General features: G+C 67.1%; 18 protein-coding genes and 1 pseudogene. 8 read left to right on the forward strand and 11 right to left on the reverse strand.

The annotated features are described in order from the left end of the window. Positions 1 to 4: 4 nt before the first annotated feature. The 5 genes from ACTPOI_RS22490 to ACTPOI_RS22510 are packed head-to-tail and all read right to left on the reverse strand — an operon-like array spanning position 5 to position 6,997. Positions 5 to 502, reverse strand: a complete 498-nt coding sequence (locus tag ACTPOI_RS22490) for a nuclear transport factor 2 family protein (RefSeq protein WP_431150927.1) — start codon at positions 500 to 502, stop codon at positions 5 to 7. Between the two features lie 19 nt (positions 503 to 521). Further along, positions 522 to 2,921 carry an efflux RND transporter permease subunit gene (locus ACTPOI_RS22495; protein ID WP_440113028.1) on the reverse strand — a complete coding sequence of 800 codons (2,400 nt, stop codon included), beginning with the start codon at positions 2,919 to 2,921 and terminating at the stop codon, positions 522 to 524. After that, positions 2,918 to 3,952: a WD40/YVTN/BNR-like repeat-containing protein gene (locus ACTPOI_RS22500; RefSeq protein WP_440113031.1), complete on the reverse strand. Its 1,035-nt coding sequence runs from the start codon at positions 3,950 to 3,952 to the stop codon at positions 2,918 to 2,920. The genes ACTPOI_RS22495 and ACTPOI_RS22500 overlap by 4 nt, the downstream gene beginning before the upstream one ends. A 13-nt stretch (positions 3,953 to 3,965) precedes the next feature. After that, positions 3,966 to 5,318 (reverse strand): DUF1329 domain-containing protein, encoded by a 1,353-nt coding sequence (locus ACTPOI_RS22505; protein WP_440113034.1) that lies wholly within the window; start codon positions 5,316 to 5,318, stop codon positions 3,966 to 3,968. 14 nt (positions 5,319 to 5,332) lie between these two features. Then, positions 5,333 to 6,997, reverse strand: a complete 1,665-nt coding sequence (locus ACTPOI_RS22510; protein ID WP_440113037.1) for a DUF1302 domain-containing protein — start codon at positions 6,995 to 6,997, stop codon at positions 5,333 to 5,335. 154 nt (positions 6,998 to 7,151) lie between these two features. Between ACTPOI_RS22510 and ACTPOI_RS22515 the strand changes: the two genes are divergently transcribed. After that, positions 7,152 to 8,063: a LysR family transcriptional regulator gene (locus ACTPOI_RS22515; RefSeq protein WP_440113040.1), complete on the forward strand. Its 912-nt coding sequence runs from the start codon at positions 7,152 to 7,154 to the stop codon at positions 8,061 to 8,063. A gap of 3 nt (positions 8,064 to 8,066) precedes the next feature. Here ACTPOI_RS22515 and glmS read toward each other — a convergent pair whose 3' ends face one another. Continuing rightward, positions 8,067 to 9,992 carry a glutamine--fructose-6-phosphate transaminase (isomerizing) gene (gene glmS / locus ACTPOI_RS22520; protein ID WP_440113043.1) on the reverse strand — a complete coding sequence of 642 codons (1,926 nt, stop codon included), beginning with the start codon at positions 9,990 to 9,992 and terminating at the stop codon, positions 8,067 to 8,069. 129 nt (positions 9,993 to 10,121) lie between these two features. On the opposite strand from glmS, the gene ACTPOI_RS22525 reads away from it, so the two are divergent. Then, complete coding sequence (locus tag ACTPOI_RS22525) at positions 10,122 to 10,619, forward strand: Lrp/AsnC family transcriptional regulator (RefSeq protein WP_440113205.1); 498 nt, start codon at positions 10,122 to 10,124, stop codon at positions 10,617 to 10,619. A gap of 150 nt (positions 10,620 to 10,769) precedes the next feature. Then, a complete protein-coding gene (locus tag ACTPOI_RS22530) occupies positions 10,770 to 11,822 on the forward strand; it encodes a sensor domain-containing diguanylate cyclase (protein WP_094291630.1) in 1,053 nt (350 codons plus the stop codon). Between the two features lie 26 nt (positions 11,823 to 11,848). On the opposite strand, the gene ACTPOI_RS22535 is transcribed toward ACTPOI_RS22530, so the two are convergent. The 3 genes from ACTPOI_RS22535 to ACTPOI_RS22545 all read right to left on the reverse strand — a co-directional run bounded on the left by ACTPOI_RS22535 (position 11,849) and on the right by ACTPOI_RS22545 (position 15,154). Further along, positions 11,849 to 12,631 (reverse strand): sensor histidine kinase, encoded by a 783-nt coding sequence (locus ACTPOI_RS22535; RefSeq protein ID WP_440113047.1) that lies wholly within the window; start codon positions 12,629 to 12,631, stop codon positions 11,849 to 11,851. A gap of 181 nt (positions 12,632 to 12,812) precedes the next feature. Beyond that, positions 12,813 to 14,231: a bifunctional UDP-N-acetylglucosamine diphosphorylase/glucosamine-1-phosphate N-acetyltransferase GlmU gene (gene glmU, locus ACTPOI_RS22540; RefSeq protein WP_440113050.1), complete on the reverse strand. Its 1,419-nt coding sequence runs from the start codon at positions 14,229 to 14,231 to the stop codon at positions 12,813 to 12,815. A gap of 167 nt (positions 14,232 to 14,398) precedes the next feature. Then, positions 14,399 to 15,154, reverse strand: a complete 756-nt coding sequence (locus ACTPOI_RS22545; RefSeq protein ID WP_440113053.1) for a Crp/Fnr family transcriptional regulator — start codon at positions 15,152 to 15,154, stop codon at positions 14,399 to 14,401. Between the two features lie 138 nt (positions 15,155 to 15,292). On the opposite strand from ACTPOI_RS22545, the gene ACTPOI_RS22550 reads away from it, so the two are divergent. Beyond that, positions 15,293 to 15,691, forward strand: coding sequence for a BLUF domain-containing protein (locus ACTPOI_RS22550; protein WP_440113056.1), 399 nt, complete (start codon positions 15,293 to 15,295; stop codon positions 15,689 to 15,691). A 28-nt stretch (positions 15,692 to 15,719) separates the two neighbouring features. Here ACTPOI_RS22550 and fabF read toward each other — a convergent pair whose 3' ends face one another. Further along, entirely contained in the window at positions 15,720 to 17,000 is a 1,281-nt protein-coding gene (fabF, locus tag ACTPOI_RS22555) for a beta-ketoacyl-ACP synthase II (protein WP_440113059.1), read from the reverse strand. A gap of 251 nt (positions 17,001 to 17,251) precedes the next feature. Here fabF and ACTPOI_RS22560 point away from each other — a divergent pair. Continuing rightward, positions 17,252 to 17,374, forward strand: a pseudogene (locus ACTPOI_RS22560) (TetR family transcriptional regulator); the annotation flags it as partial. A gap of 1 nt (position 17,375) precedes the next feature. Here the strand turns inward: ACTPOI_RS22560 and ACTPOI_RS22565 are convergent. Continuing rightward, positions 17,376 to 17,756: a hypothetical protein gene (locus ACTPOI_RS22565; protein WP_440113209.1), complete on the reverse strand. Its 381-nt coding sequence runs from the start codon at positions 17,754 to 17,756 to the stop codon at positions 17,376 to 17,378. Between the two features lie 597 nt (positions 17,757 to 18,353). Between ACTPOI_RS22565 and ACTPOI_RS22570 the strand changes: the two genes are divergently transcribed. The 3 genes from ACTPOI_RS22570 to ACTPOI_RS22580 all read left to right on the forward strand — a co-directional run bounded on the left by ACTPOI_RS22570 (position 18,354) and on the right by ACTPOI_RS22580 (position 21,688). Then, positions 18,354 to 20,276: an IPTL-CTERM sorting domain-containing protein gene (locus ACTPOI_RS22570; protein WP_440113062.1), complete on the forward strand. Its 1,923-nt coding sequence runs from the start codon at positions 18,354 to 18,356 to the stop codon at positions 20,274 to 20,276. A gap of 42 nt (positions 20,277 to 20,318) precedes the next feature. Next, the gene (locus tag ACTPOI_RS22575) at positions 20,319 to 20,804 is read left to right on the forward strand and encodes a hypothetical protein (protein WP_440113065.1); all 486 of its coding nucleotides are present in this window, start codon (positions 20,319 to 20,321) and stop codon (positions 20,802 to 20,804) included. A gap of 569 nt (positions 20,805 to 21,373) precedes the next feature. Further along, on the forward strand, positions 21,374 to 21,688 hold the full coding sequence (locus tag ACTPOI_RS22580; protein WP_440113068.1) for a hypothetical protein: 315 nt from the start codon (positions 21,374 to 21,376) through the stop codon (positions 21,686 to 21,688). Positions 21,689 to 21,740: the final 52 nt, after the last annotated feature.

A 21,740-nucleotide genomic window follows, 5' to 3' on the forward strand; every position in this document is an offset into this window, starting at 1 on the left:
AGGATCACTTTGCGGGGGCTTGGGAGGCACGCGGGCCAATGCCCAGCGTGCCAAAAAAGACGGCCGTGGGCGCGTCGGAAAAGTCGGGGACAAAGCGGAAGGACTGGATCCGCCCATCGGTCACACGGAGCACATCGCGGCCCACGATGCGTTCCACACCGGCACGGCGATACAGCTCGCTGCGCACCTCCAGCAGCGCAGACACCCGGTCCCCATCCACCTCGGTGCTCAGCACAGACAAGCGGGCCTGCGGTCGAACCACCGTGGCGTCGATGTAGTGCGCCAGGCAGCTGGGGTTGTCCATGGCCGGAGTGCAGCCGGGAAAATCCGATCGCTCCACCTCCGGCGCGATGAGCGCGCGCACGGCGGCCATGTCACCCGCGTGGACTGCGGCGATGTAGCTATCCAGCACTGCGGCCGGTTGGGGGCTGGGCTGGGCCTGTGCGTTGACGCATGCCAGCAACATACCGGCAGCAACGCACATCGTGTGGGTCGTGGTCATGGTTCGTCCTCGTTGTCAGTCAATGAGCGCCCTGCGGCACCCCGTGCACACCGCGCCCAGTCGCGTGGACGTTGGCGATGGGCGTCGCGGGCTTCAGTAAAAAGTGGGCCAGCGCGGGCAACAACACCAGGGCTCCCAGCATGTTCCAGAGGAACATGAACGCCAGCAGCAAGCCCATGTCGGCCTGGAACTTGATCGGGCTCGCCACCCAGGTGATCACACCCACAGCCAGCGTGACGCCCGTCAGCATCACGACCTTGCCGGTGAACAGCAGGGCGCGGTAGTACGCCTCAGAGAGGCTCTTGCCTTCGCGCAGTTGCGACAGCGTGATGGACAGGATGTAGAGCGCGTAGTCCACGCCGATGCCCACGCCCAGCGCAATCACCGGCAGCGTGGCGACCTTTACGCCCATGCCCAACGCCACCATCAACGCTTCGGCCAGGAAGGACGTGACCACCAGCGGCAGCACGGCCACCACCACCGCCTTCCACGAGCGGAAGGTCACAAAACACAGCACGACCACCGCCCCGTACACCATGAGCAGCATGGTTCGCCACGCGTCCTTGACCACGATGTTGGTGGCCGCCTCAATGCCCGCAGACCCGGCGGCCAGCAGAAACTTGGTGTCTGCCGTGTTGTTGCGCTGGGCAAAGGCCTCGATGTGGCCCACGACGCGCGCCAGGGTGTCGGCCTTGTGGTCGCGCAGATAGACGTACACCGTCAACAACCCACAGGCATCGTTGTAGAGCCCACGGGGTGCGCTGGCCGTCACGGTGTTGAGCATGTCCTGGTTGGGCAAGAACTCGTACCACCGTGGGTTGCCTTCGTTGAGGCCCGACAGCACCCGGCGGTTGAGCAGGGAGAGCGAGTTGGTGCTCTCGACGCCGTCGATCTGGCGCAGCTCCCATTCGAGCGCATCGACCTTGTTCAGCGCATCGAAGTGGGAGCACTGGCCCTCAGGCGTCTTGACCATCACCGCCAGCACGTCACTGCCTGCGCCATAGGCTGCGTTCATGAATCCCACATCGCGGTTGTAGCGGCTGTCTGCGCGCAACTCGGGCGCCCCCGGGTCCAGGTCGCCAATCTTGAGCTGCGTGCTGACAAGAAAGCCCCCCACCCCCATGACCAGCCCGGCGGCCACGGCCACCGTGGCCCAGGGGCGCTGGGTGAAGCGGTCGAGCAGAGCCCACAGCGGGTGTTTGGCAGCGCCTGCCGCATCGGCCTGCTCGGCGCGCAGGCTGCGCTCGGCAGCCACCGCACTGACGCCGGTGTAGCTCAACAAAATAGGCAACAGGATCAGGTTGGTGAAGATCAGCACCGCCACGCCGATGGACGCGGCGATCGCCAGTTCGCGGATCACCTTGATGTCGATGACCAGCAGCACGGCAAACCCCACCGCGTCTGCCAGCAGGGCCGTCAAGCCCGCCAAGAACAGGCGCCGGAAGGTGAACCGCGCCGCCACCAGTTTGTCCACGCCCCGTCCCACGTCCTGCATGATGCCGTTCATCTTTTGCGCGCCATGGCTCATGCCAATGGCAAACACCAGAAACGGCACCAGGATGGAATACGGGTCGAGTGCATACCCCAGCAAAGGCAGCAGGCCCAGCTGCCACACCACGGCCACCAGCGATGCCAGCACCACCAGCAGCGTGGAACGGATGCAGCGCGTGTACCAGAACACCATGGCCGTGGCGATGGCCACCGCCATGGCAAAGAACACCAGCACGGCACGCACACCATCAATCAGGTCGCCCACGATCTTGGCAAAGCCGGTGATGTGGATCGCCACGCCTTCGGCCTCGTACTTGCCACGCAACGTCTCCAGCTGCCGCGACAGCAGGGCGTAGTCGAGCGACTGGCCCTGGGCATCCTTGGCCAGCAGGGGCACAAAGATCACGGTCGATGCGGCATCGCGCGCCACCGTCTGGCCGATCTCTCCGGAGCGTGCCACGTTCGCCGCCAGTTGCTGCAGCTTGGCTGACGATCCATCAAAACCATCGGGGATGACCGGCCCGCCTTCCAGCCCATCTTCGGTGACACCCACCCAGCGTGTGGTGGGGGTCCACAGCGACTTCATCCGCGCACGGTCCACACCCGGCAGCAAGAAGACCTCATCGGACAGGCGGCGCAAGGTGTCCAGGTACTGCGCGTCATAGATGTTGCCCTGGGGGCGGGCAACGGCCACGCGCACCGCATTGCCCAGGCCACTGAGTTCCGACTGGTAGGCCAGAAAATTCTGGATGTAGGGGTGGCTCGTGGGAATAGTCTTTTCAAAGCTGGCATTGAGCTGAAGCCGCGTGGCCTGCCAACCCAGCAGGGCTGTGACCAGGGCGCACAGCAACACGACTACGGCTCGGTGGTTGAACAGCGCGCGCTCGATCAACGAGCCCGAGCGGGTATCGAAGGAGGGCGCGCTCATGGCCGTGCCTTCTGTGCCACCACGGGCACCACACCGGCCACGCCCAGTGCGAGCAAGGGGCCCTCGCGCTGCGGCAGCAGCGCGGACGGCACGGGTACGGGTGCCGCGTTCAGGGGCACCAGTGCCTCGCCCTGCTGGCGCAGCACTGCGCCCGCCTGTGTGGCAAACCACAGTCCGCCCTTGCCATCGTCGGCAGCCGCGGTGATCGTGCTCTGGGTGGGCGATGCTAGCTGCGACCAGGTGTTGCCCGCGTCGTCCGAGCGCCAGGCGTTGCCCCGCAGGCCCGCCAGGACCACACGCCCGTTGGCGTTCAGATCGCCCGCAAACCAGCTGCCCTTGTAAGGCGATGGCAATGCCTCAAACGTATCGCCGCCGTCGCTGGAGCGGGCAAGCAGCCCCTGCTCCCCCGCCAGCAGCAGGGTATTGCCCTGGCGCCGCGCCACATACCAGTGCAGGGCCTTGGGATTGGGCAACCTGCCCATCCAGGGCGCCCAGGTCTGTCCGCCATCGGCGGTGTAGAAGGCCAAGCCATAGGCGCCCACCGCCAGCATGCGCTGGGCGTCCCACACCACCACATCCATGAAAGGCTTGTCCGGGCCATCGGCCACCAGGCGCTCTGCATCCTGCCGCGCCTGGGGCGTTGTTGCTTCCGCCTTGGCCAGCAAGGCCAGACGGCGGCCGTCCAGCCGCAGCGCCCAACTGGCGCCGGCATCGGACGTGGTCAGCACCGTGCCGCCATGGCCCACGGCCACACCGTGGCGCTCGTCCGCAAAACGCACCATCGTCAGGCTGACGCTGACCGGGCAGGCCGCCTGGCGCCAGGTCGCGCCCCGGTCGTCGGACAGCACGACCACCCCGCGCTCGCCCACCGCCACCAGCCGCTGCCCCGCAGTGGCCGCCGCCAGCAACACGGCACGCTGAGGTGCCTTCACACTCAGTGCAGGGCGCTGGAGAGCATCCCCCACCTGTGCGAAGGCGCAGCCCGCCCCCGCCGCAGCGATGGCTGCAGCTACACAGATCGCAATACGCATGGTTTCGTCCCGCTCAGCGGACGCCCTCGCCTGCCATGGCATCGGGCGAGAAGAAGCTGTCCGGGCGGCGCGGCACGATCTTGTAGTGCTGGTTCCGCTCGTTGACCACGCCGCTGGCATACCAGGCACCGGAGATCAGATCGTTGAAGCCCCACTGCTGCTGCGGCGTGGTGGCAGGAAGGTCAGGCATCACCACCGGGTGGGACCAGATGGTCTTCCACAGCTGGCCCTTGGCATCCCAGCGGTCGCCCAGCACGGCCACCCAGGTGTCTTCGTCCACGTAGTAGCGGCTCTTGGGTGCCTGGTGGCGCTGGCCGGGCTTGAGGGTGGCCTCCACCACCCACACGCGGTGCAGCTCCCAGCGCACGTGGTCGGGGTTCAGGTGATTGGCCAACAGCACATCGCTGTCCTTGGCGGGTGTATGCAGGCGGTTGCTGTTGTAGGGGATCAGCATCTCCTGCTTGCCCACGACCTTCCAGTCGAAGCGGTCGTTGCGCCCAGCAAAGACGTCGATTTCGTCGAAACTTGCCACACCGGCCGTGGCGGGCGTGGGCGTGTCGCAGCAGGCATTGGGCAGCTTGCGCACGCGGCGCTGCCCCGTCAGGTACACCCACGATGCGCTCTTGTCCTGGTCCAGGTGCGACCGGCCCGTAATGGCCTCGCCCGCACGCACCGGTGGGCCGCTGTTGACCAGGCGGATGGTCCAGTACTCGCCCGTGAACTTGTCTTGCTGTCCCTGGGCGTAGTAGGGCATCTGAAAGTCTCCGCGCCCTTCTACCGACAGCACGCGCTGGCCGTTGGCCGTGCCCAGATAGCCCCGGAAGTCGGCTTGCCAGGCCTCGCCACGCCAGTGCAGTTCATGGTTGGCCATGATCTCCTCGCCGGTCTTGGGGATGGGAAACGGAATGCCACCATAAGCACCTGTGACCTTCTCGCCATCAAGCTTGGCCTGCACGGCATTCTTGGCCGTGTAGTCATACACCCACTGCGGCGCGGCGGCAGTGCGATGCGTCTTGTACACATCCACCCGGAAGGTCTGCGGGTACTTCTTGAGCAGCGCCTGCGTGCCTTCGGTCAGCTTGCTCGCATGTTCGGCCATGTTGGCGGCGGTGACGCTGTACAGCGGCTTTTCGCCCGCAAACGGATCGCCCCGGCGCCCGCCATTCTGAAACCCCGCGATGGGGGTGGTATAGCCACCACTCCATGCCGGAATGGTCCCCTCCTTGTTGCCAGCGCGCTCGGCCCCCAGGGGGGTCAGCTCGGTTTTGAGTTTGGCGGCTTCCTCGGCGCTCACGGCGGCGTGTGCAGCGCCCAGGGCCACAGACGACAGCAGGCAGGCGCCCGCGATGTGCAGGTAGTGCTTCATGACAGAGTTCCAGATCAGAAAGTGGTGCGGACCGAGAGCGTCAGCGAGTTGCGGTCTTTGAGCGCTTGCTTGTATTGCGCGTTGTTGGCGGCATTGAGCGTGGGCGCGGCCTTGCCCAGGTAATGCACATAGTTCAGCGACACGTTCCATGTGCCCAGGTACACCCCGGCCAGGCCGAGGTTGATGTCACCGCCCTTGTCCACCCCAAACCCCGGGCCGACGGCTGACGAGGCGCCGAACGTGTAGCCCATGCCGATGGAGGGGGTGAGATCCAGACCCGGCAGCACCTGCCGGTAGCTGGGCGAATACACCATGCGCACGCCAGTGGCCGATTTGTCGGCATTGGGGTTGAGCATCTGCGCATTGCGTGTGACCTTGGTGCGCTGGTTCCAGGCCACCTCGCCCACAAACGACGCTTCGCGCGATATCCACGAGGGGCCCAGCGATGCGATCCAGGACACTTGCGCATGTGTCGTCTCGCCCACCGCATATCCTGGGTTGCTGTTGTTGTTGAGGCCCGCATTCACGCCAACAGTGGCCAGGGTGGACTGCCCGGAGCTGGCCAGGGGTGCGTTGTGGCGCACCGAGACTTCCCCAGCCAGTCCCCAGTTATCAATCGTTTTGGAGAAGCTGGCGCCATAGGCGCGCACTCCCTCGTGGTACATCCAGCGGTAGCTGCTGGCCCTCAGCGCGGGGGGCAGGCCTACCAGCACGTTGTTGATGTTGCTGGGGGTGGTGGCGTGGTAGCGGATGGCATAGAAACCCAGATCGGTGTCGATGGACTCGACCCGCCAGCGCAGCTGCAAGCCGCCCTGCCCCGAGTTCTTGGCCTCCAGGTCCGCCTGCCGGATGAACGTGCCCGTGGGCCCCGCATTGATGCGCTCTGCACCCGGGCCCAGCGAATCACTGGTCGAGAGGTAGGCCCCCACGGGCATCAGCCGGGTCTTCTCCCACTCGTAGTTCACATACGCGCCCACCGTCACGTCGGACGACAGCTGCACCTGCCCCGAGACCTTGCCGGTCGGCCGGGCCACTTCCTTGAAGGTGGAGTTGGGTACCGACAGCAGCTTGATCAGGTCCAGCGGGGCCTGGCCGCCCGCGATGCCGTTGGCGCCAAAGAACAGGCTCTCTCCCCACAACAGGGTGTGGCGGCCCAGGCGCACCGTGGCGGGCTTGTCGGCCACATCAAAGCGCCCGTACACAAAGGCGTCCAGCAGCTCGGCCTTGCGCCCCATGAGCTTGCGGGTCTCCGCCGGAAACTCGCTCGCAGGGCTGTGGTTGGACGTGAGGCTGGTGTTGTCCGTATGGCTGTTGTAGGCCTGGTCGTACCAGGCCGCCGCACTCAGGCGCGCACCGTAGCGAGGGCCGGTCAGATCCAGCTCGCTGAGCAGGTCCACACGATTGGACACCACGCCGCGCTTGAAATTGTTGTTGCCATCGTTCTGGTTGGCCGTCACGGGCAACACGGAAGACAACTCAGGCAAGGCCGTGTTGAGGCGTCCGGTGAGGCTGTATTTGACGGTGTTGTCCCAGCGCAGCTTCCAGTCGGGGTTGCCAGTGTCCAGCTCGATGGCAGAAACACAGGGGGTAACAGCCAGAGTGGCAAGGGCCAGCGTGAGGCGGCTTCTGCGGCTTTGGGCAGCACCCCGCCGCACTGCGCCTGATGGGCAGTGTTTCATCATTTGTCTCCGTTCTGTTTATTTGGGAATCTGATGACCAAAGGGGCTGGACATCGGTTCGGTGGTTACTGTAGGGAGTAAGCTCACATTCGAAAAATGGATTTTTCAGATTCCATCAATTGATATCGCGGATATCAACGTTTACCCGTAGCCCATGCGATTCAACAAACTCGACCTGAACCTGCTGGTGGCGCTGGACGCGCTGCTGACCGAACGCAACATCAGCCGCGCAGGCGAGCGCATCCACCTGAGCCAGCCCGCCACCAGCAATGCGCTGGCGCGGCTGCGTGCGTATTTCGACGATGAATTGCTGGTGCCGCAGGGCCGTCAGATGGTGCTCACGCCCCGCGCGGAGGCGCTTCTGGACCCGGTGCGTGAAGTGCTGATGCGCATCGACAGCACCATCGCTGAGAAGCCCCGCTTTGACCCCTCTACCGACACCCGGAGCTTCACGCTGCTGGTGTCAGACTTCACCACCACCGTGTTCATGCAGCCGCTGATCGAGAGGCTGTTTCACGAAGCGCCCGGGGTGCAGGTGCATCTGCGGGCGCAAAACGCTCGCCCCGTGGAACAGCTGGAGGAGTACGGGGCCGACATGCTCATCATCCCCGAGCAATATGTGTCGGCCAAACACCCGAGCATGACGCTGTTCGAGGAGACATACATGTGCGTCACCTGGACAGGCAACCCGCACATCCAAGGCCAGCTCAGCTTTGACGACTACCTGGCGGCGGGACATGTGGTGGCCGACTACTCCGGCGCGCGGCAGATCCCCGCGTTCGATGGCTGGTTTCTGGAGCGCTTCGGCGTCAAGCGCCGCATCGAAGTCACCGCGCCCACCCTCGCATCCCTGCCCAGCCTGGTGATCGGCACGGCACGCATTGCCACCGTGCACAAGCGCCTTGCCCAGCGCGCACTGCAGTACGGGCTGCCCATTCAGGTGTGGGAGCCCCCACTGGAGATTCCCGTCATGCGCCAGACCTTGCAATGGCACCGCCACCGTGACAAGGATCTGGCTTTGCAATGGCTGCGCGAACGGGCTGTGGAAGTCGCAGCCACTATCTGACGCTCACTCCACTGTGACGCTTTTGGCCAGGTTGCGGGGCTTATCGACATCCGTTCCCCGCGCACATGCCGTGTGGTACGCCAGCAGCTGCAGCGGCACCACGTGCAGCAGCGGGCTCAGCGGACCGTAGTGTTCCGGCATGCGAATCACGTGGATGCCTTCGCTGCTTTCGATATGGGTGTCGCCGTCGGCCAGCACATACAGCACGCCGGCGCGGGCGCGCACTTCCTGCATGTTGCTCTTGAGCTTTTCGAGCAGCGCGTCGTTGGGCGCCACCGTCACCACCGGCATGGCGCTGGTCACCAAAGCCAGGGGGCCGTGCTTGAGTTCACCGGCCGGATAGGCCTCGGCGTGGATGTAGCTGATTTCCTTGAGCTTCAATGCGCCTTCCAGCGCGATGGGGTAGTGCAGGCCCCGGCCCAGGAAGAGTGCGTTTTCCATGCGGGCAAAGTCTTCGGCCCAGCTGATGAGCTGGGGTTCCAGCGCCAGCACGGCCTGCAGGGCCACGGGCAGGTGGCGCATGGCCTTGAGGTGGGCGGCTTCCTGTTCTTCGCTCAGGCGGCCCTTGCTTTGCGCCAGCGCGAGCGTCAGCAAGAACAGGCCCGCCAGCTGCGTGGTGAAGGCCTTGGTGCTGGCCACGCCGATCTCGACGCCAGCGCGCGTGATGTAGGCCAGCTTGCATTCGCGCACCATGGCGCTGGTGGCCACGTTGCAGATGGTCAGCGTGTGCTGCATGCCCAGACTCTGCGCGTGGCGCAGCGCGGCCAGCGTGTCGGCGGTTTCACCGCTCTGGGTGATGGTGACCACCAGGGTGCGCGGGTTGGGCACGCTGGTGCGGTAGCGGTATTCGCTGGCCACTTCGACCTGGGTGGGGATGCCGGCGATTTCTTCGAGCCAGTATTTGGCCGCGCAACCGCTGTAGTAACTGGTGCCGCAGGCCAGGATGAGCACGTTGTCGATTTCCTTGAACACGCGCCAGGCGGCCGCGCCGGGCTGGCCGTGCTGGCCCGCGCCGTCGAACAGCTCGGGCACGATGCCCTCCACACCTTCGAGCGTGTCGGCAATCGCGCGCGGCTGCTCGAAGATTTCCTTTTGCATGTAGTGGCGGTAGGGGCCCAGCTCGGCCGCACCGCTGTGGGCCTGCACGGTGCGCACGGGGCGCTGCGCGGGGGTCAACGCGGCGCCGTCCTTGCCCACGATCCAGTAGCGGCCCAGTTGCAAGTCCACCAGGTCGCCCTCTTCCAGGTAGACGATCTGGTCCGTCACGCCTGCCAGGGCCATCGCGTCGCTGGCCAGGAAATGCTCCGCCCCTGCGTTTCCAACCCCCAGGATCAGCGGCGAGCCCGCACGCGCGCCCACCACGCGGTGGGGTTCGTCCTTGTGGATCACCGCAATGGCGTAGGCGCCGTGCAGCTCGGCCACTGTGGCCCGCACGGCTTCGAACAGGTCGCCGCTGTAGTGGCTGTCCACCAGGTGGGCGATGACCTCGGTGTCGGTCTGGCTGGCAAACACGTAGCCGCGTGCCTGCAGGCTGCGGCGCAGTTCTTCGTGGTTTTCGATGATGCCGTTGTGCACCAGCGCCACGCGGCCCGCCTGCTGGGTAGCAGCGTCAACGCCCAGGCCGTGGCTGAAGTGCGGGTGGGCGTTGTGCACGGCCGGGGCGCCGTGGGTGGCCCAGCGCGTGTGGGCGATGCCGGTGGCGCCATCGACATGTTCGGCCTGCACCTGCTCCAGCAGCTCGGCCACGCGGGCCGTGCTGCGGGCACGCTGCAAGCCGCCACGTGCGGTGCCGTGGCGCGAGGCGTCGATGCTGGCGCCGTGCACGGCCACGCCGCAGGAGTCATAACCCCGGTACTCCAGCCGCTGGAGGCCCTGCACGAGGATAGGAACGATGTTGCGCGTGGAGACTGCGCCGACGATGCCGCACATGGTGAATGCCTTGGTTGGAAAACGATGGAGCGATGGTAGGCAGCCACACAAGAAATGTTTGGTTGATATTCAAATGAATTTGAACTTAAATTTCACCGCAACCCATTGATGAAATTTAAGTTCAAAATAATGATGATGACGGAACAAATCACACTTGATGCCACCGACCTGCAGCTGCTCAACCTGCTGCAAACCGACGCCGCACAAAGCAACCAGGCGCTGGCCGAGCAGGTGCATGTGTCGCCCCCCACCTGCCTGCGCCGCGTCAAGCGCCTGCAGGATGCGGGGTTGATCGAGCGCCAGGTGGCCATCCTGCAGCCCGACCGGCTGGCCGCGCTGCAGGGCCACGGACTGGCCTGCATCGTCGAGGTGTCGCTGGACCGCCAGGGCGCCGAACAGCTCGACGCGTTCGAAGCCCGCGCCGTGGCCGACGACGCCGTGCAGCAATGCTGGCGCGTGTCGCCCGGCCCGGACTTTGTGCTGGTGGTGCACACGCGCGACATGCCGGGGTACCTGGCGCTGTCGCAGCGGCTGTTCACGGGTGACGCCAATGTGCGCAATGTGAAGGCCTTCTTCGCCACCCGGCGCGCAAAATTTGACACAAAAGTGCCTCTTGCGCGCGGCTGACAAGCGCTTCTAGCTATCAAATTTGATAGCCCAAACCCCTGCCAGAGCGCCTAGCGCCAGATGGTCATTTCTTGCTGGCATCGTCTGGATGTGCGCTGTAAGCTCCCGCGCATCCTTGACCTTTGCCCGTGCGGGCGCTCCCACAGACCGATGCCAACCTCCCGACGCCAGATGCCCCGCCGCATCTATCCACTGCGCATACTGGGCATGGGGCTGGGCGGCATGGTGGTGGGCGTGGTGCTATGGGAGCGCCAGGCTTCCGCCCTGGCTTGGCTGTGCATGGCGCTGCCCTGCTTTGCCTGGCCCCATGTGGCCTACCTGCTCACCCAGCGCAGCGCCGACCCCTACCGCACTGAAACCCGCAACCTGCTCATCGACTCGGCCCTGACCGCTGCGTTGGTGCCGCTCATGCATTTCAACCTGCTGCCCAGCGTGCTGCTGCTCACCCTGACCATGGTGGACAAGATCACCACCGGCATCCGGGGGCTGTGGGCGCGCGCCCTGGTGGCGATGCTGGTGGCAGGCGCCGCCAGCACCCTGCTCACCGGCATGCACTGGGCTCCCGAGACCTCCATGCGGGTGATGGTGGCCTGCCTGCCCGTGATGGTGCTGCACACGCTGTCCGTCAGCATCGTGAGCTACCAGCTGATCCGCAAGGCCACGCACAGCAACCTGATGCTCGACGAGCTGCGGCGCGTGGACGCGCTCACCGGCCTGTTCGGCCGTGGCCACTGGCAGGAACAGGCCGAAGCCGCGCTGCGCCGCCACCACACCACCGACGAGCCCGCCTGCATGCTGATGCTGGACATCGACCATTTCAAAAGCATCAACGACCTGCACGGCCACACCGTGGGGGACGAGGTGATCCGGGCCCTGGCCCATGTGGTGCGCGGCCATGTGCGCGCGGGCGACTGCGCGGGGCGCTTTGGCGGCGATGAATTTGCCATCGTGCTGCCCGGCATGCACGCCCGCGACGCCCTGGCGATTGCCCAGCGTATCCGCGAGCAGACCGAATGCGTGCGGCTGCGCCACCTGCCCGATCTGCGCATCACCAGCAGCATCGGCGTGGCCCCGGCCGACCACCGCCACAGCAACCTGCGCGCCTGGATCGATGCGGCCGACGCGGCGCTGTATGTCGCCAAGCACGAGGGGCGCAACCGCGTTTCGGGCTACATGGAGCCTGCGCTGGCGCCAGCGGTGTAAACGCGTTTTCCGAAAGACCCCGGCTCTTACACAGCGGCTGCAGCCGCTGTGGCCTCAGGCCACGCCACCCGCACCGTGCAGCCCGCCCCCGGCGCCGCCGTGGCGGCGAGCGTGGCGCCATGGCGCTGGGCAATCGCGCGGCACAGCGCCAGCCCCGTGCCCACGCCGTCAAACTCGGTCTCACGGTGCAGGCGCTGGAACACGCCGAACAGGGTGCCCGCACGCGCCGGGTCAAAACCCACGCCGTTGTCCTGCAGCGTGAAGGCCACGCTGCCTGCCGGTGCCGCATCAGCCCGCACGGTGATGCAGGGCTGGGCCACGGGGCGTGTGAACCTGAGCGCATTGCCCAGCAGCTGCACCAGCAACTCCTGCAGCAACACCGGGTCGGCGTGCAGCGTAGGCAGGTCGGCATCCACGCGCCATTCCACGACACGCCCCGCCTCGGCAGGGGCCAGCGTGGCGCGCGCCTGGGCCATCGCATCGGCCAACGGCACAGGCTGCAGGCGCAGCGGGGCGCTGCTGGCGCGCACCAGGGCTTGCAGGCCGTCGATCATGAGCCCCATGCGCCGGGCGGACTGGTCCATGGTGGCGAGGAAACCCAGGGCCTCCTGCACCTCGGCGCCCTGCACCACTTCGGGCGGCAAGTCGCCCAAAACCTCGCGCACCAGCGTGCCGTACGACGTTACATGCCGCAGCGGCGCGCGCAGGTCGTGCGAGACGGCGCGCAAGAACTCCTCCTGCGCAGCCGCCATGTCGGCCACCTGCTGCTGGCTGCGGGCCAGCTCGGCGCGCAGCTGTTCGGGGGTCATGTCTGCACCAGCCACTTTCATCTCCCGCCGCAGGTCACAGAAGCGTGCATGGCACAACGAGGCGCCAACGCGCTATGCACGAAGACGAAGACGCAGGCGAGGACAGCCAGCAAGGGCCGCCCCGCAGCAAAGGCTGTCGTCCCCCTGGAGGGGGAAGGCGCGAAGCGACTCAGGGGGTGCTTCATTTTTTCGGGCGGGACCAGTTGGCAATGCTCACCTGCTTGCCCCGCGCCACGCTCAGCGCGCCAGGCGCCGTGCTCTTGGTGATGGTGCTGCCACCGCCCACCGTGCCGCCTGCGCCAATGGTCACGGGCGCCACCAGCACGCAGTTGCTGCCGATGTGTACGTCGGCCTCGATCACCGTGCGGTGCTTGTTGGCACCGTCGTAGTTGGCGGTGATGCTGCCCGCGCCGTAGTTCACGCGCTCGCCCACGGTGGCGTCGCCCAGGTAGGCCAGATGGTTGGCCTTGGCGCCGTCGGCCATCGTCGAGTTCTTCACTTCCACAAAGTTGCCGATGTGCACCTCGCGGCCCAGCTGCGCGCCCGGGCGCAGGCGGGCAAAGGGGCCGATCAGCGCGCCTTCGCCCACGGTGGCTCCGGCCTTTTCGCCGTCGATGTGGGTGTAGGGATGGATCACCGCGCCTGCAGCGATGCGTGCGTTGGCGATGCAGCAATTCGCGCCAATGCTCACGCCCTCGCCCAGTTCCACGCGGCCGGTGAAGACGCAGTTCACATCGATCTCCACATCCTGGCCGCAGACCAGCTCGCCGCGCACGCCGGTGCGGGTGTCGTCGCGCAGATCAAAGCGCGCCGGGTCGGCCAGGCGCACGCCCTGCTCCATCAACGCACGGGCCTGGCGCAGCTGGTGGGCGCGCTCCAGCTCGGCCAGTTGCAGCGGGCTGTTGACACCTGCCACCTGCAGCGCGTCGCTGATGCGGTGGGCTACCACCGGCACGCCATCGGCCACGGCCATGGCGACGATGTCGGTGAGGTAGTACTCGCCCTGGGCGTTGTCATTGGTCAGCCGCGCCAGCCAGCCACGCAGCAGGCGCGCGGGCACGGCCATGATGCCGCTGTAGATCTCGGTGATGGCGCGCTGGGCGTCATTCGCGTCCTTGTGTTCGACGATGCCCTGCACGGCGCCATCGGCATTGCGCAGGATGCGGCCATAGCCCGTGGGGTCGGGCAGGGTCACCGTGAGCAGCGCCAACTGCTCGCCGCCACTGGCCGCCACCAGCGCGCGCAGCGTGTCGGCCTGGGTCAGCGGCACATCGCCCGACAGCACCACGGCCGTGCCGTCATCGCGCAGGTGGGGCACGGCCTGCAACACGGCGTGGCCCGTGCCCAGCTGGGGTTCCTGGCGCACAAATTTCAGGTCAAAACTGCCGTCTGCGCGCGCTGCACCTGCGCAAGCTGCTTCTACTTCTATAGCACCATGGCCCGTGATGACGGTGGCGCTGCGCGCCTGCAGGTGGTCCGCCTGGTCCAGCACATGGTGCAGCAGCGGGCGTCCGGCCAGGCGCTGCAGCACTTTGGGGAGGCGGCTTTTCATGCGCGTGCCCTTGCCGGCCGCCATGATGAGGATGTCGATTGGGGTCATGGAAAAAAAGTGGAAATAAGGCGCGGCAGGCAGCTGCGCACAGGTTTGCCGTGGATTATCGACGGCGGCACGGCCCCGGCAAAACGTTATCCCATCCATGGCAAGCCCGGCATGGTCCAGCGGCACATCCAGCCATTCACGCCCCTCACCGCCAGCACCGGCGCTGCCTACAGCAGCGGCATCAGCCGGGGCGGCGTGTCGTAGTACTCGGCAATGCGCGCCAGTGCGCGGGTGTTGAGCAGGCGCAGCCGCCCGTTTTTCAGCTCGTGCAGGCCCAGCAGCGACAGCCGCCGCAGCGTCTTGTTGGTGTGCACCAGCGACAGCCCGAGCGCGTCGGCAATGTGCTGCTGGTTGAGCGGGAACGCCACCGAGCCGTCTTCCACCAGCCCGATGCGGTCCAGGCGCCGGTACAGGTGCATCAGCAGCATGGCCACGCGCTCGGTGGCGTTGCGGCGACCGGCGGTGAGCAGGTTGTCGTCCACATGGCCCTCTTCATGCGCCGACAGCCAGGTGATGTCGTAGCCCAGGCGCGGATGCTCGCGGAACAGCGCCCACAGGCTGTCGTTCTGGAACACGCACAGCGAGCAGTCGGTCAGCGCCTCGATACCGTGGGCCGATACCTCGCCAAACTCCTGCTGCAGCCCCACAAGGTCGCCGGGCAGCAAGAAGTTGAGGATCTGGCGGCGCCCGTCGCTCAGCGTCTTGTAGCGGAACGCCCAGCCCGAATACAGCGTGAACAGCTTGGCGTTGGTTTGGTTCTCGCGCACCAGGGCGCCGCCGGCTTCCACGGCGAGGCTCTCGCTGCGAAAGCCCTGGATGAAGTCCAGCACCTCAGGCTTCACCGCTGTGAAAGCGCCGGTCTTGCGCAACCGGCAATTGCTGCAGGCCGGGGGGCAGACATTGGCGGGCAAGGTGACGTTCATGGGGAATCGATTCTAGGGACGGAAATCACGCGACAACCGCTGGTTGCAACAAAGCTGCACGCCTGGCAGCGCCGCTGCCGCCCCTATGTCTTTTGACATTGCGCGGACACCTTGAGCCCCCTACATTGGGCTGCACCTATGCACCTATCCCCCGCCCTTTACGAGGTCCTCTACGTAAGCACCATCGCCCCCGAGCAACCACTGAGCGTGGTCGCCGAGATTGCCGGGCGCGCGCGCCAGGTCAACGTGGAGCTTGACGTGACGGGCCTGCTGATTTTTGACGGACAGCGCTTTTGCCAGCAGCTGGAAGGCCCGCAAAAAGCCGTGCTCAAGCTGATCGAGCGCATCCGCAACGACCCCCGCCACATCAACATCGAGGTGCTGCACCACGGCCCGCTGGCGGGGCGGCGCTTTCAGCACTTCAGCCTGGCGTTCAGCACCGTGGAAGATGTGGAGGCGCTGGCCCGCATGGAACTGCTGGACGGGGATGCGGCCATGGCCGCGTTCGAGGTCGTGCGGGGCGAGCTGGTGCTCTGACCCGCCGCCTCGCGCTTCCTTCCAGGCATCACGCAGTTTCGGTCCAACGCCGCAGGATCAGCGTGGCATTGACGCCGCCAAAACCAAAGCCATTGACCATGGCGTGCGTGAGCGCCATGGGTCGGGGGCGCAGCGCCACCAGGTCCAGCCCCTCGGCCAACGCATCGGGCGTGTGCAGGTTCAGCGCGCCAGGCACCACCTGGTCGCGCAGCGCCAGCGTGGTGAAGATGGTGGCCACCGCACCCGCCGCGCCCAGCAGGTGGCCCGTGGCCGACTTGGTGGAGACGATGGCGGGCCTTGCCCCCGTGCCGAACACGCGGCGGATGGCGGCGAGTTCGCCCCGGTCGCCCACCGGGGTGGAGGTGGCATGGGCATTGAGGTGCTGCACCTCGTCGGCCCGCAGCCCCGCCTGCGCCAGCGCGGCGGCCATGCTGCGCGCCGCGCCGTCGCCATCCTCGGGGCCCGAGGTGATGTGGTGCGCGTCGGCCGATGTGCCATAGCCCACCAGTTCGGCCAGCGGCTGGGCGCCGCGTGCCAGCGCATGCTCCAGCGCCTCGATCACCAGCATGCCCGCGCCTTCGCCCATCACAAAACCGTCGCGCTCCGCGTCGAACGGGCGCGAGGCCTGGGCAGGCGCGGCGTTGAAGCCGGTGGACAAGGTCTTGGCCGCCGCAAAGCCGCCCAGGCTCACACGGTCAATGGCGGCCTCGCTGCCACCACACACGGCGATATCGGCCTCGCCCGCGCGGATCAGCCGGGCCGCGTCGCCCAGCGCCTGCACGCTGGCCGCGCAGGCCGTGACCGGCGCACCCAGCGGCCCCTTGAGCCCGTGGCGGATCGACACCTGCCCCGCTGCCAGGTTGACCAGGAACGACGGCACGGTGAACGGCGACAGCCGCTGCGGCCCGCGCGTTTCGGTGGTGCGCACCGCGTCGGCAATCGCGCCAAAGCCGCCAATGCCCGAGGCGATGACCGTGGCCGTGCGCGCGAGCGCCGACTCGTCCCCCCCCACCACCGGCCAGCCCGCCTGGGCCAGCGCCTGGTCGGCAGCGCCCAGCGCAAAGGGGATGAAGCGGTCCATCTTGCGCTGGTCCTTGGCCGAGACGATGGCATCCACATCCCAGCCGCCCTCTGGGTCCTCGGACAGCGCCAGCACCCGCCCGGCCACCTTGGCGGGCACGCCTTCGGTCACGGCCTCGGGCAGCACGGTGATGCCCGAGCGGCCCGCCAGCAGGCGTCGCCAGGCCAGTTCCACCTGGCAACCCAGGGGCGACACCAGGCCCATGCCGGTGATGACGACGCGGCGCATCAGCGGGCCGCTCCGTGTGCGGCGGGCGCCAGGGCGCTGCGGTGGGAAAGAGGGGTGGGGGTCATGGAATCACCTCGCTGGTTGCCGCCCGGCGCCTCTGCGGCCCCGGGGTTGACGGGGCCAGCGGCTGCCCGGTGGCGGGCCACGCGGTCACACCGCCACAGAAGGATCGGGCATTTATGATTAGGACCGTCATCATAAACACAAAACACCGCTTTGCGTACGATCGCAATCAATAGAAGACCCACCCCATGAAAGTCTCCAAGGCACAGGCCGCCGAAAACCGCCAGGGCATCCTGGACGCCGCCGCCCGGCTCTACCGCGAGCGCGGCCTCACGGGCGTGGGGGTGGCCGACATCACACGCGACGCGGGGCTCACCCACGGCGGGCTGTACCGGCATTTCGAGTCCAAGGACGCCCTGGTGCGCGAAGCCTGCGCCCGTGCGTTCGACTGGTCGATTGCGCCGCTGGACGGCCACACGCCCAACGCCAGCGTGGCCGACCGCATCCAAAGCTACCTCTCGCCCCAGCACCGCGACGCCCCCGGCAGCGGCTGCCCCGCCGCCGCGCTGGCAGTGGACGCAGCACGCGCGGGCGGCGAGTTGTCGCAGGTGTTTGCCGAAGGCATCGAGCGCAACATCCAGCGCTTTGCGCAGCTGCTGGCCGACAGTGCGCCTGCCACGCCTGCCGAGCCCGCCATACCCACTGGCACCGCGCCGCAGGATGCCGACAAAACGACGGTAGCCGCCACTGCAGCCACCCACCGCGCGCACGCCATGCAGGTGCTGGCCACCATGGTCGGCGGCCTGGTGCTGGCCCGCGCCACGGCGGCCGCGCAGCCGGGGTTGTCTGAGGAGATTCTGATTACCCTGCAGGATCAGCTGATCCGCCTGCTGGACACGCCAAGCACCTGAGACACCGGGGCCCAGACCAGGTCCATTGCCATCAAAGAGCTTCTTGTGCTGCCAATGGGGCTGGCGCGAGAAGCCCCTGCGCGGTGAGCGCTCCCACCGGGGTGCAGACCATCGCTCAAGCGCAGACAGCGCCACACAAGCCCCCGCCCCATCACAGCGGCTGCGACGCAGCTGCTTGCGGCAGTGCCGACCGCGCCTTGCTTTCTTCAAAACCCCCACGCCAAGTCCGCGCACACCTTACCCACTGCACCCGCTGATTGCAGCTGCTGGCCCCCGAATGAGACGCCCAGTCAAGAACCGGGCAAACGCCCAGTCAAGCCGCTGGAGCCGTCTGCCGCGACGATCCGACGGGTACGTCAGGCACACAACCTGATGCTCTCAAAAGCATAGCTTCTTGCGCTTTATGGCGAAGCGCCGGAGGCCTTCTCACAAAAAACACATGGCTTCTTTCTTCAGGTCGCGCATTCTGCTGCTCGTGGCCCTCGCCAGCGCCGACGCCGGCGCCGTTCGCGCCGAAGTACTTTTCGACAACCTGGGCACGGGCGACAACGTTGGCTACACGGTACAGGTTCCGATGCGCTGGGCCAACCGGGTGCCGGTGGGCCCGGCTCCAGCCCGCATCACCCAGGTGGCGCTGGACATGGTGAACGCCCACAACCCCGATACACCCTTCACCATGGAGGTCTGCGGCAGCGCCCCGGGCGATGGGGCGCCCGCGAACGACTGCCAGCCGTTCACCGCCACGGCCATGGCGCCGTCACCAGGGCCCACCACCTTCACCGGCAGCTACACCGCTCGGGCTTCGAGCCAGGTCTGGGTGATCTTTGCGGATCCCAACGGACCTGCGGGCAGGGGCTATCGGCAGGTCAACCGCAGCAGCACCGGCGGACACCTCTGCCGCGACTACATGGGGTGGCGGTGTTATCCCCAGTCCTGGGTGATGCAGCTGCAAGGCACGCTCTTGCCCATTGCCAGCAGCGCCAGCCCCGCCACGGGCCTGTTCAATGGGGGACTCACGGTGAGCATCGAAGGCGCCCGGCTCACCGGCGCCACGGCCGTGGCCTTTGGCGGCACCCCAGCAGCCAGCTTTCGGGTGGACAGCGACACCCGCATCACAGCCGTCACCCCCGCTCACGCGGTGGGCCCGGTGGCCATCGAGGTCACCACGCCCGATGGCACCGCCACGCTGGACGCAGGCTTCGCCTTCGTCGCCCCCGTGGATGGTGCCTGCGGCAGCGCCCAGGGGCAGCCAACATCCGCAGCCCCCTCAGCCAACCTGTGCAGCGCGGGCCAAGCCAGCAGCGTGCTGCTGCCGCCCGGCGACCGGACGATCTACCAGTGGACCTGTGCTGGCCTTTATGGCGGCACCACCTCGCCACAATGCACAGCGCCGTCGCTGCTGCCGTTCATCACCCATGCCAACCCTGCCAGTGCGGGCAGCAACGGGGGCGATCAGGTCAGGTTGACCGGCCACGCCTTCAGTGGGGCGACGGCGGTCACATTCGGTGATGTGGCAGCCGCACGCTTCACGGTGGACAGTGCAACGCAGATCACCGCCACCACCCCTGCCCATGCGGCAGGCGCGGCCACCGTGGAGGTCATCACGCCACACGGCACTGCACAGCACATGGGTTTCAGCTTCATACAGTCGGTGAACGGCACCTGCGGCGCTGCGGCCGGTCGCCCCAGCATCACCACTCCCAGCACAGATTTTTGCAGCGCGGGCTCGGCCAGCACGGTGCAATCGGCCGCCGGGGGATACACCTGGACCTGCGCAGGCACCCACGGCGGCAGCGACTCTGGCCTGTGCAGCGCTCCCTGGGCCGCTGTTGGCACGGGCAAGGGCAGCGTGCAAGTAGCGGGTTCGGGCGGCTGGCAGGTCCAGTCTGCCGCTTTCGGCGGCAGTCTGCCTGCGCCTTTGCCTGCGGGTGCTCGCTCGGACTTTGCCCCGCTCGCACTCACCTTGGCAGGCGGCACACCGGGCGCCAGCGCCAATGTCACCGTGCGCTACACCCAGCCGGTGCCGCCAGGCGCCGTCTACCTGAAGTACGGCGCCAGCCCAGAAGGCCTGGGTTGCACTGGTGCTGCGGCCTGCGCGGCGGCGCACTGGTATGCACTGCCAGGCGCGGCAATCGCACCCGATGGCCTGAGCGTGACCTTCACCCTGACCGATGGCGGCGCAGGCGACAGCGACGGCAACGCCGACGGCCAGATCGCCGACCCAGGTTTGCCCGCCCTGCTGGCAGCCGCCCCAACGGGTGCGCAGGCCATCCCTGCTCTCGGCCCTTGGGCGCTGGTACTGCTGTCGTTGCTCGCAGCGGGCACGGCCTCGCGCCGACTGCGGGAGTCACTCCTCAATTAAGAGCGTCTTACGCTTTCTACATAAGCCCTAGAGCCCCATTTCATGCACAAATCCCTATTGCATGCGGGCGCCATCGCCGCCTTGCTTCTCACCACCGCTGCACCCACCAGGGCCGACTGGGCCCTGCCTCCCGGCACTGCGGCCGACCTGGGCGGCGGCACGGTATACCTGGGTTGCACGGACGTTGCCGTGAATGGCGGCTCGCTGGCCTTGGGCGCCAGTGGTGCGCTTTTGGCAGCGCGCGATGTCTCCGCATCGGCCGGGGCGTCGCTGTCCCTGAATGGGGGCCGGGTGGAACTGGCTGGACAGTGGACATGGGCCAACCCCACACATGCCAGCGGCGGCCAGGTACTGCGCACTGCCAGCCCTGGCTGCCTTTTGGCCGGCCCTGCGGGCCCTATCCCGCTGGGCGGCAGCGCAGTTGCGCCCGTTCCGGTGCCCATGCTGGGCCCCTGGACGCTGGCTTTGCTCACGCCAGCCGTGCTCGCACTGGCAACCCGGCGGCGCAGGAAACCCGCACAACATTGACCTTACCGAGATTCATCGATTCCATGCTTCGACAACTCTCCCGCTCTCTTGTCCTTTGCCTTGGCATCGTGGCCACGCACGCTGGCGCAGCCGACATGACCCTCACGCCCGCCGCCGGGAGCCGTGTGGTCATCCACTCCGCACCCGGAACGCCCGCGCTGCAGGTGCTGCCAGGAGGCGAGGTGCGCTTGCCCAACCTGCCAGCAACCCCCGCCATCGGCACCACCATGGTGTGCCACGACGCCACAGGCGCCCTGGGCCGCTGCAACCCGCTGGCATCCCAGGGGCCGAAAGGTGACAAAGGTGACCCCGGGGAAAAGGGGGACAAGGGAGATACCGGAGCGACGGGCCCCGCCGGTCCAGTCGGTGCCACAGGCTCCGCCGGATCAGCAGGCCCCGCAGGAGCCACCGGCTCGACAGGGGCAACCGGTGCTACAGGCCCGACGGGCCCGGCAGGTGCCACGGGTCCAGCAGGCCCTGTAGGCCCAGCAGGGCCCTCTGGCCCGGCTGGCCCGACAGGAGCCACAGGTCCGGCGGGGCCGCAGGGCGCTGTGGCGGGTGTATCTGTCATGCGCCACGGCTGCTTTTCAGTCACAGACCCGCTCTCGAACACCCTGGCGCCCGCCACACGGATCAGCGGCAACGGCTACACCGTGACGTCGGCGTATGGAGGGGGACAGACGCGGTCGTACTTTATTTTCTTCGACCAGCCGCCGGGAGGCTTGGACTCCACCGTGCTGTTGGACATCCGAAGCAGCCCGGGCCGGAGCATGGCAGCCACCGTCAAACGCGACAACATCATCGACCTGCTGGTGACCGTGGATGTTGCAAGCAACATTGCCTCGGGCGAAAACCTCAGTGTCTGCTTCTCACTCTTTCGCTGAACTGCACGAAAAGATTGCGGGGGCTTGGAGTGGCCCCCAGAGCTTGCAGCGC

The sequence above is a fragment of the Acidovorax sp. BL-A-41-H1 genome (genome assembly GCF_051942715.1).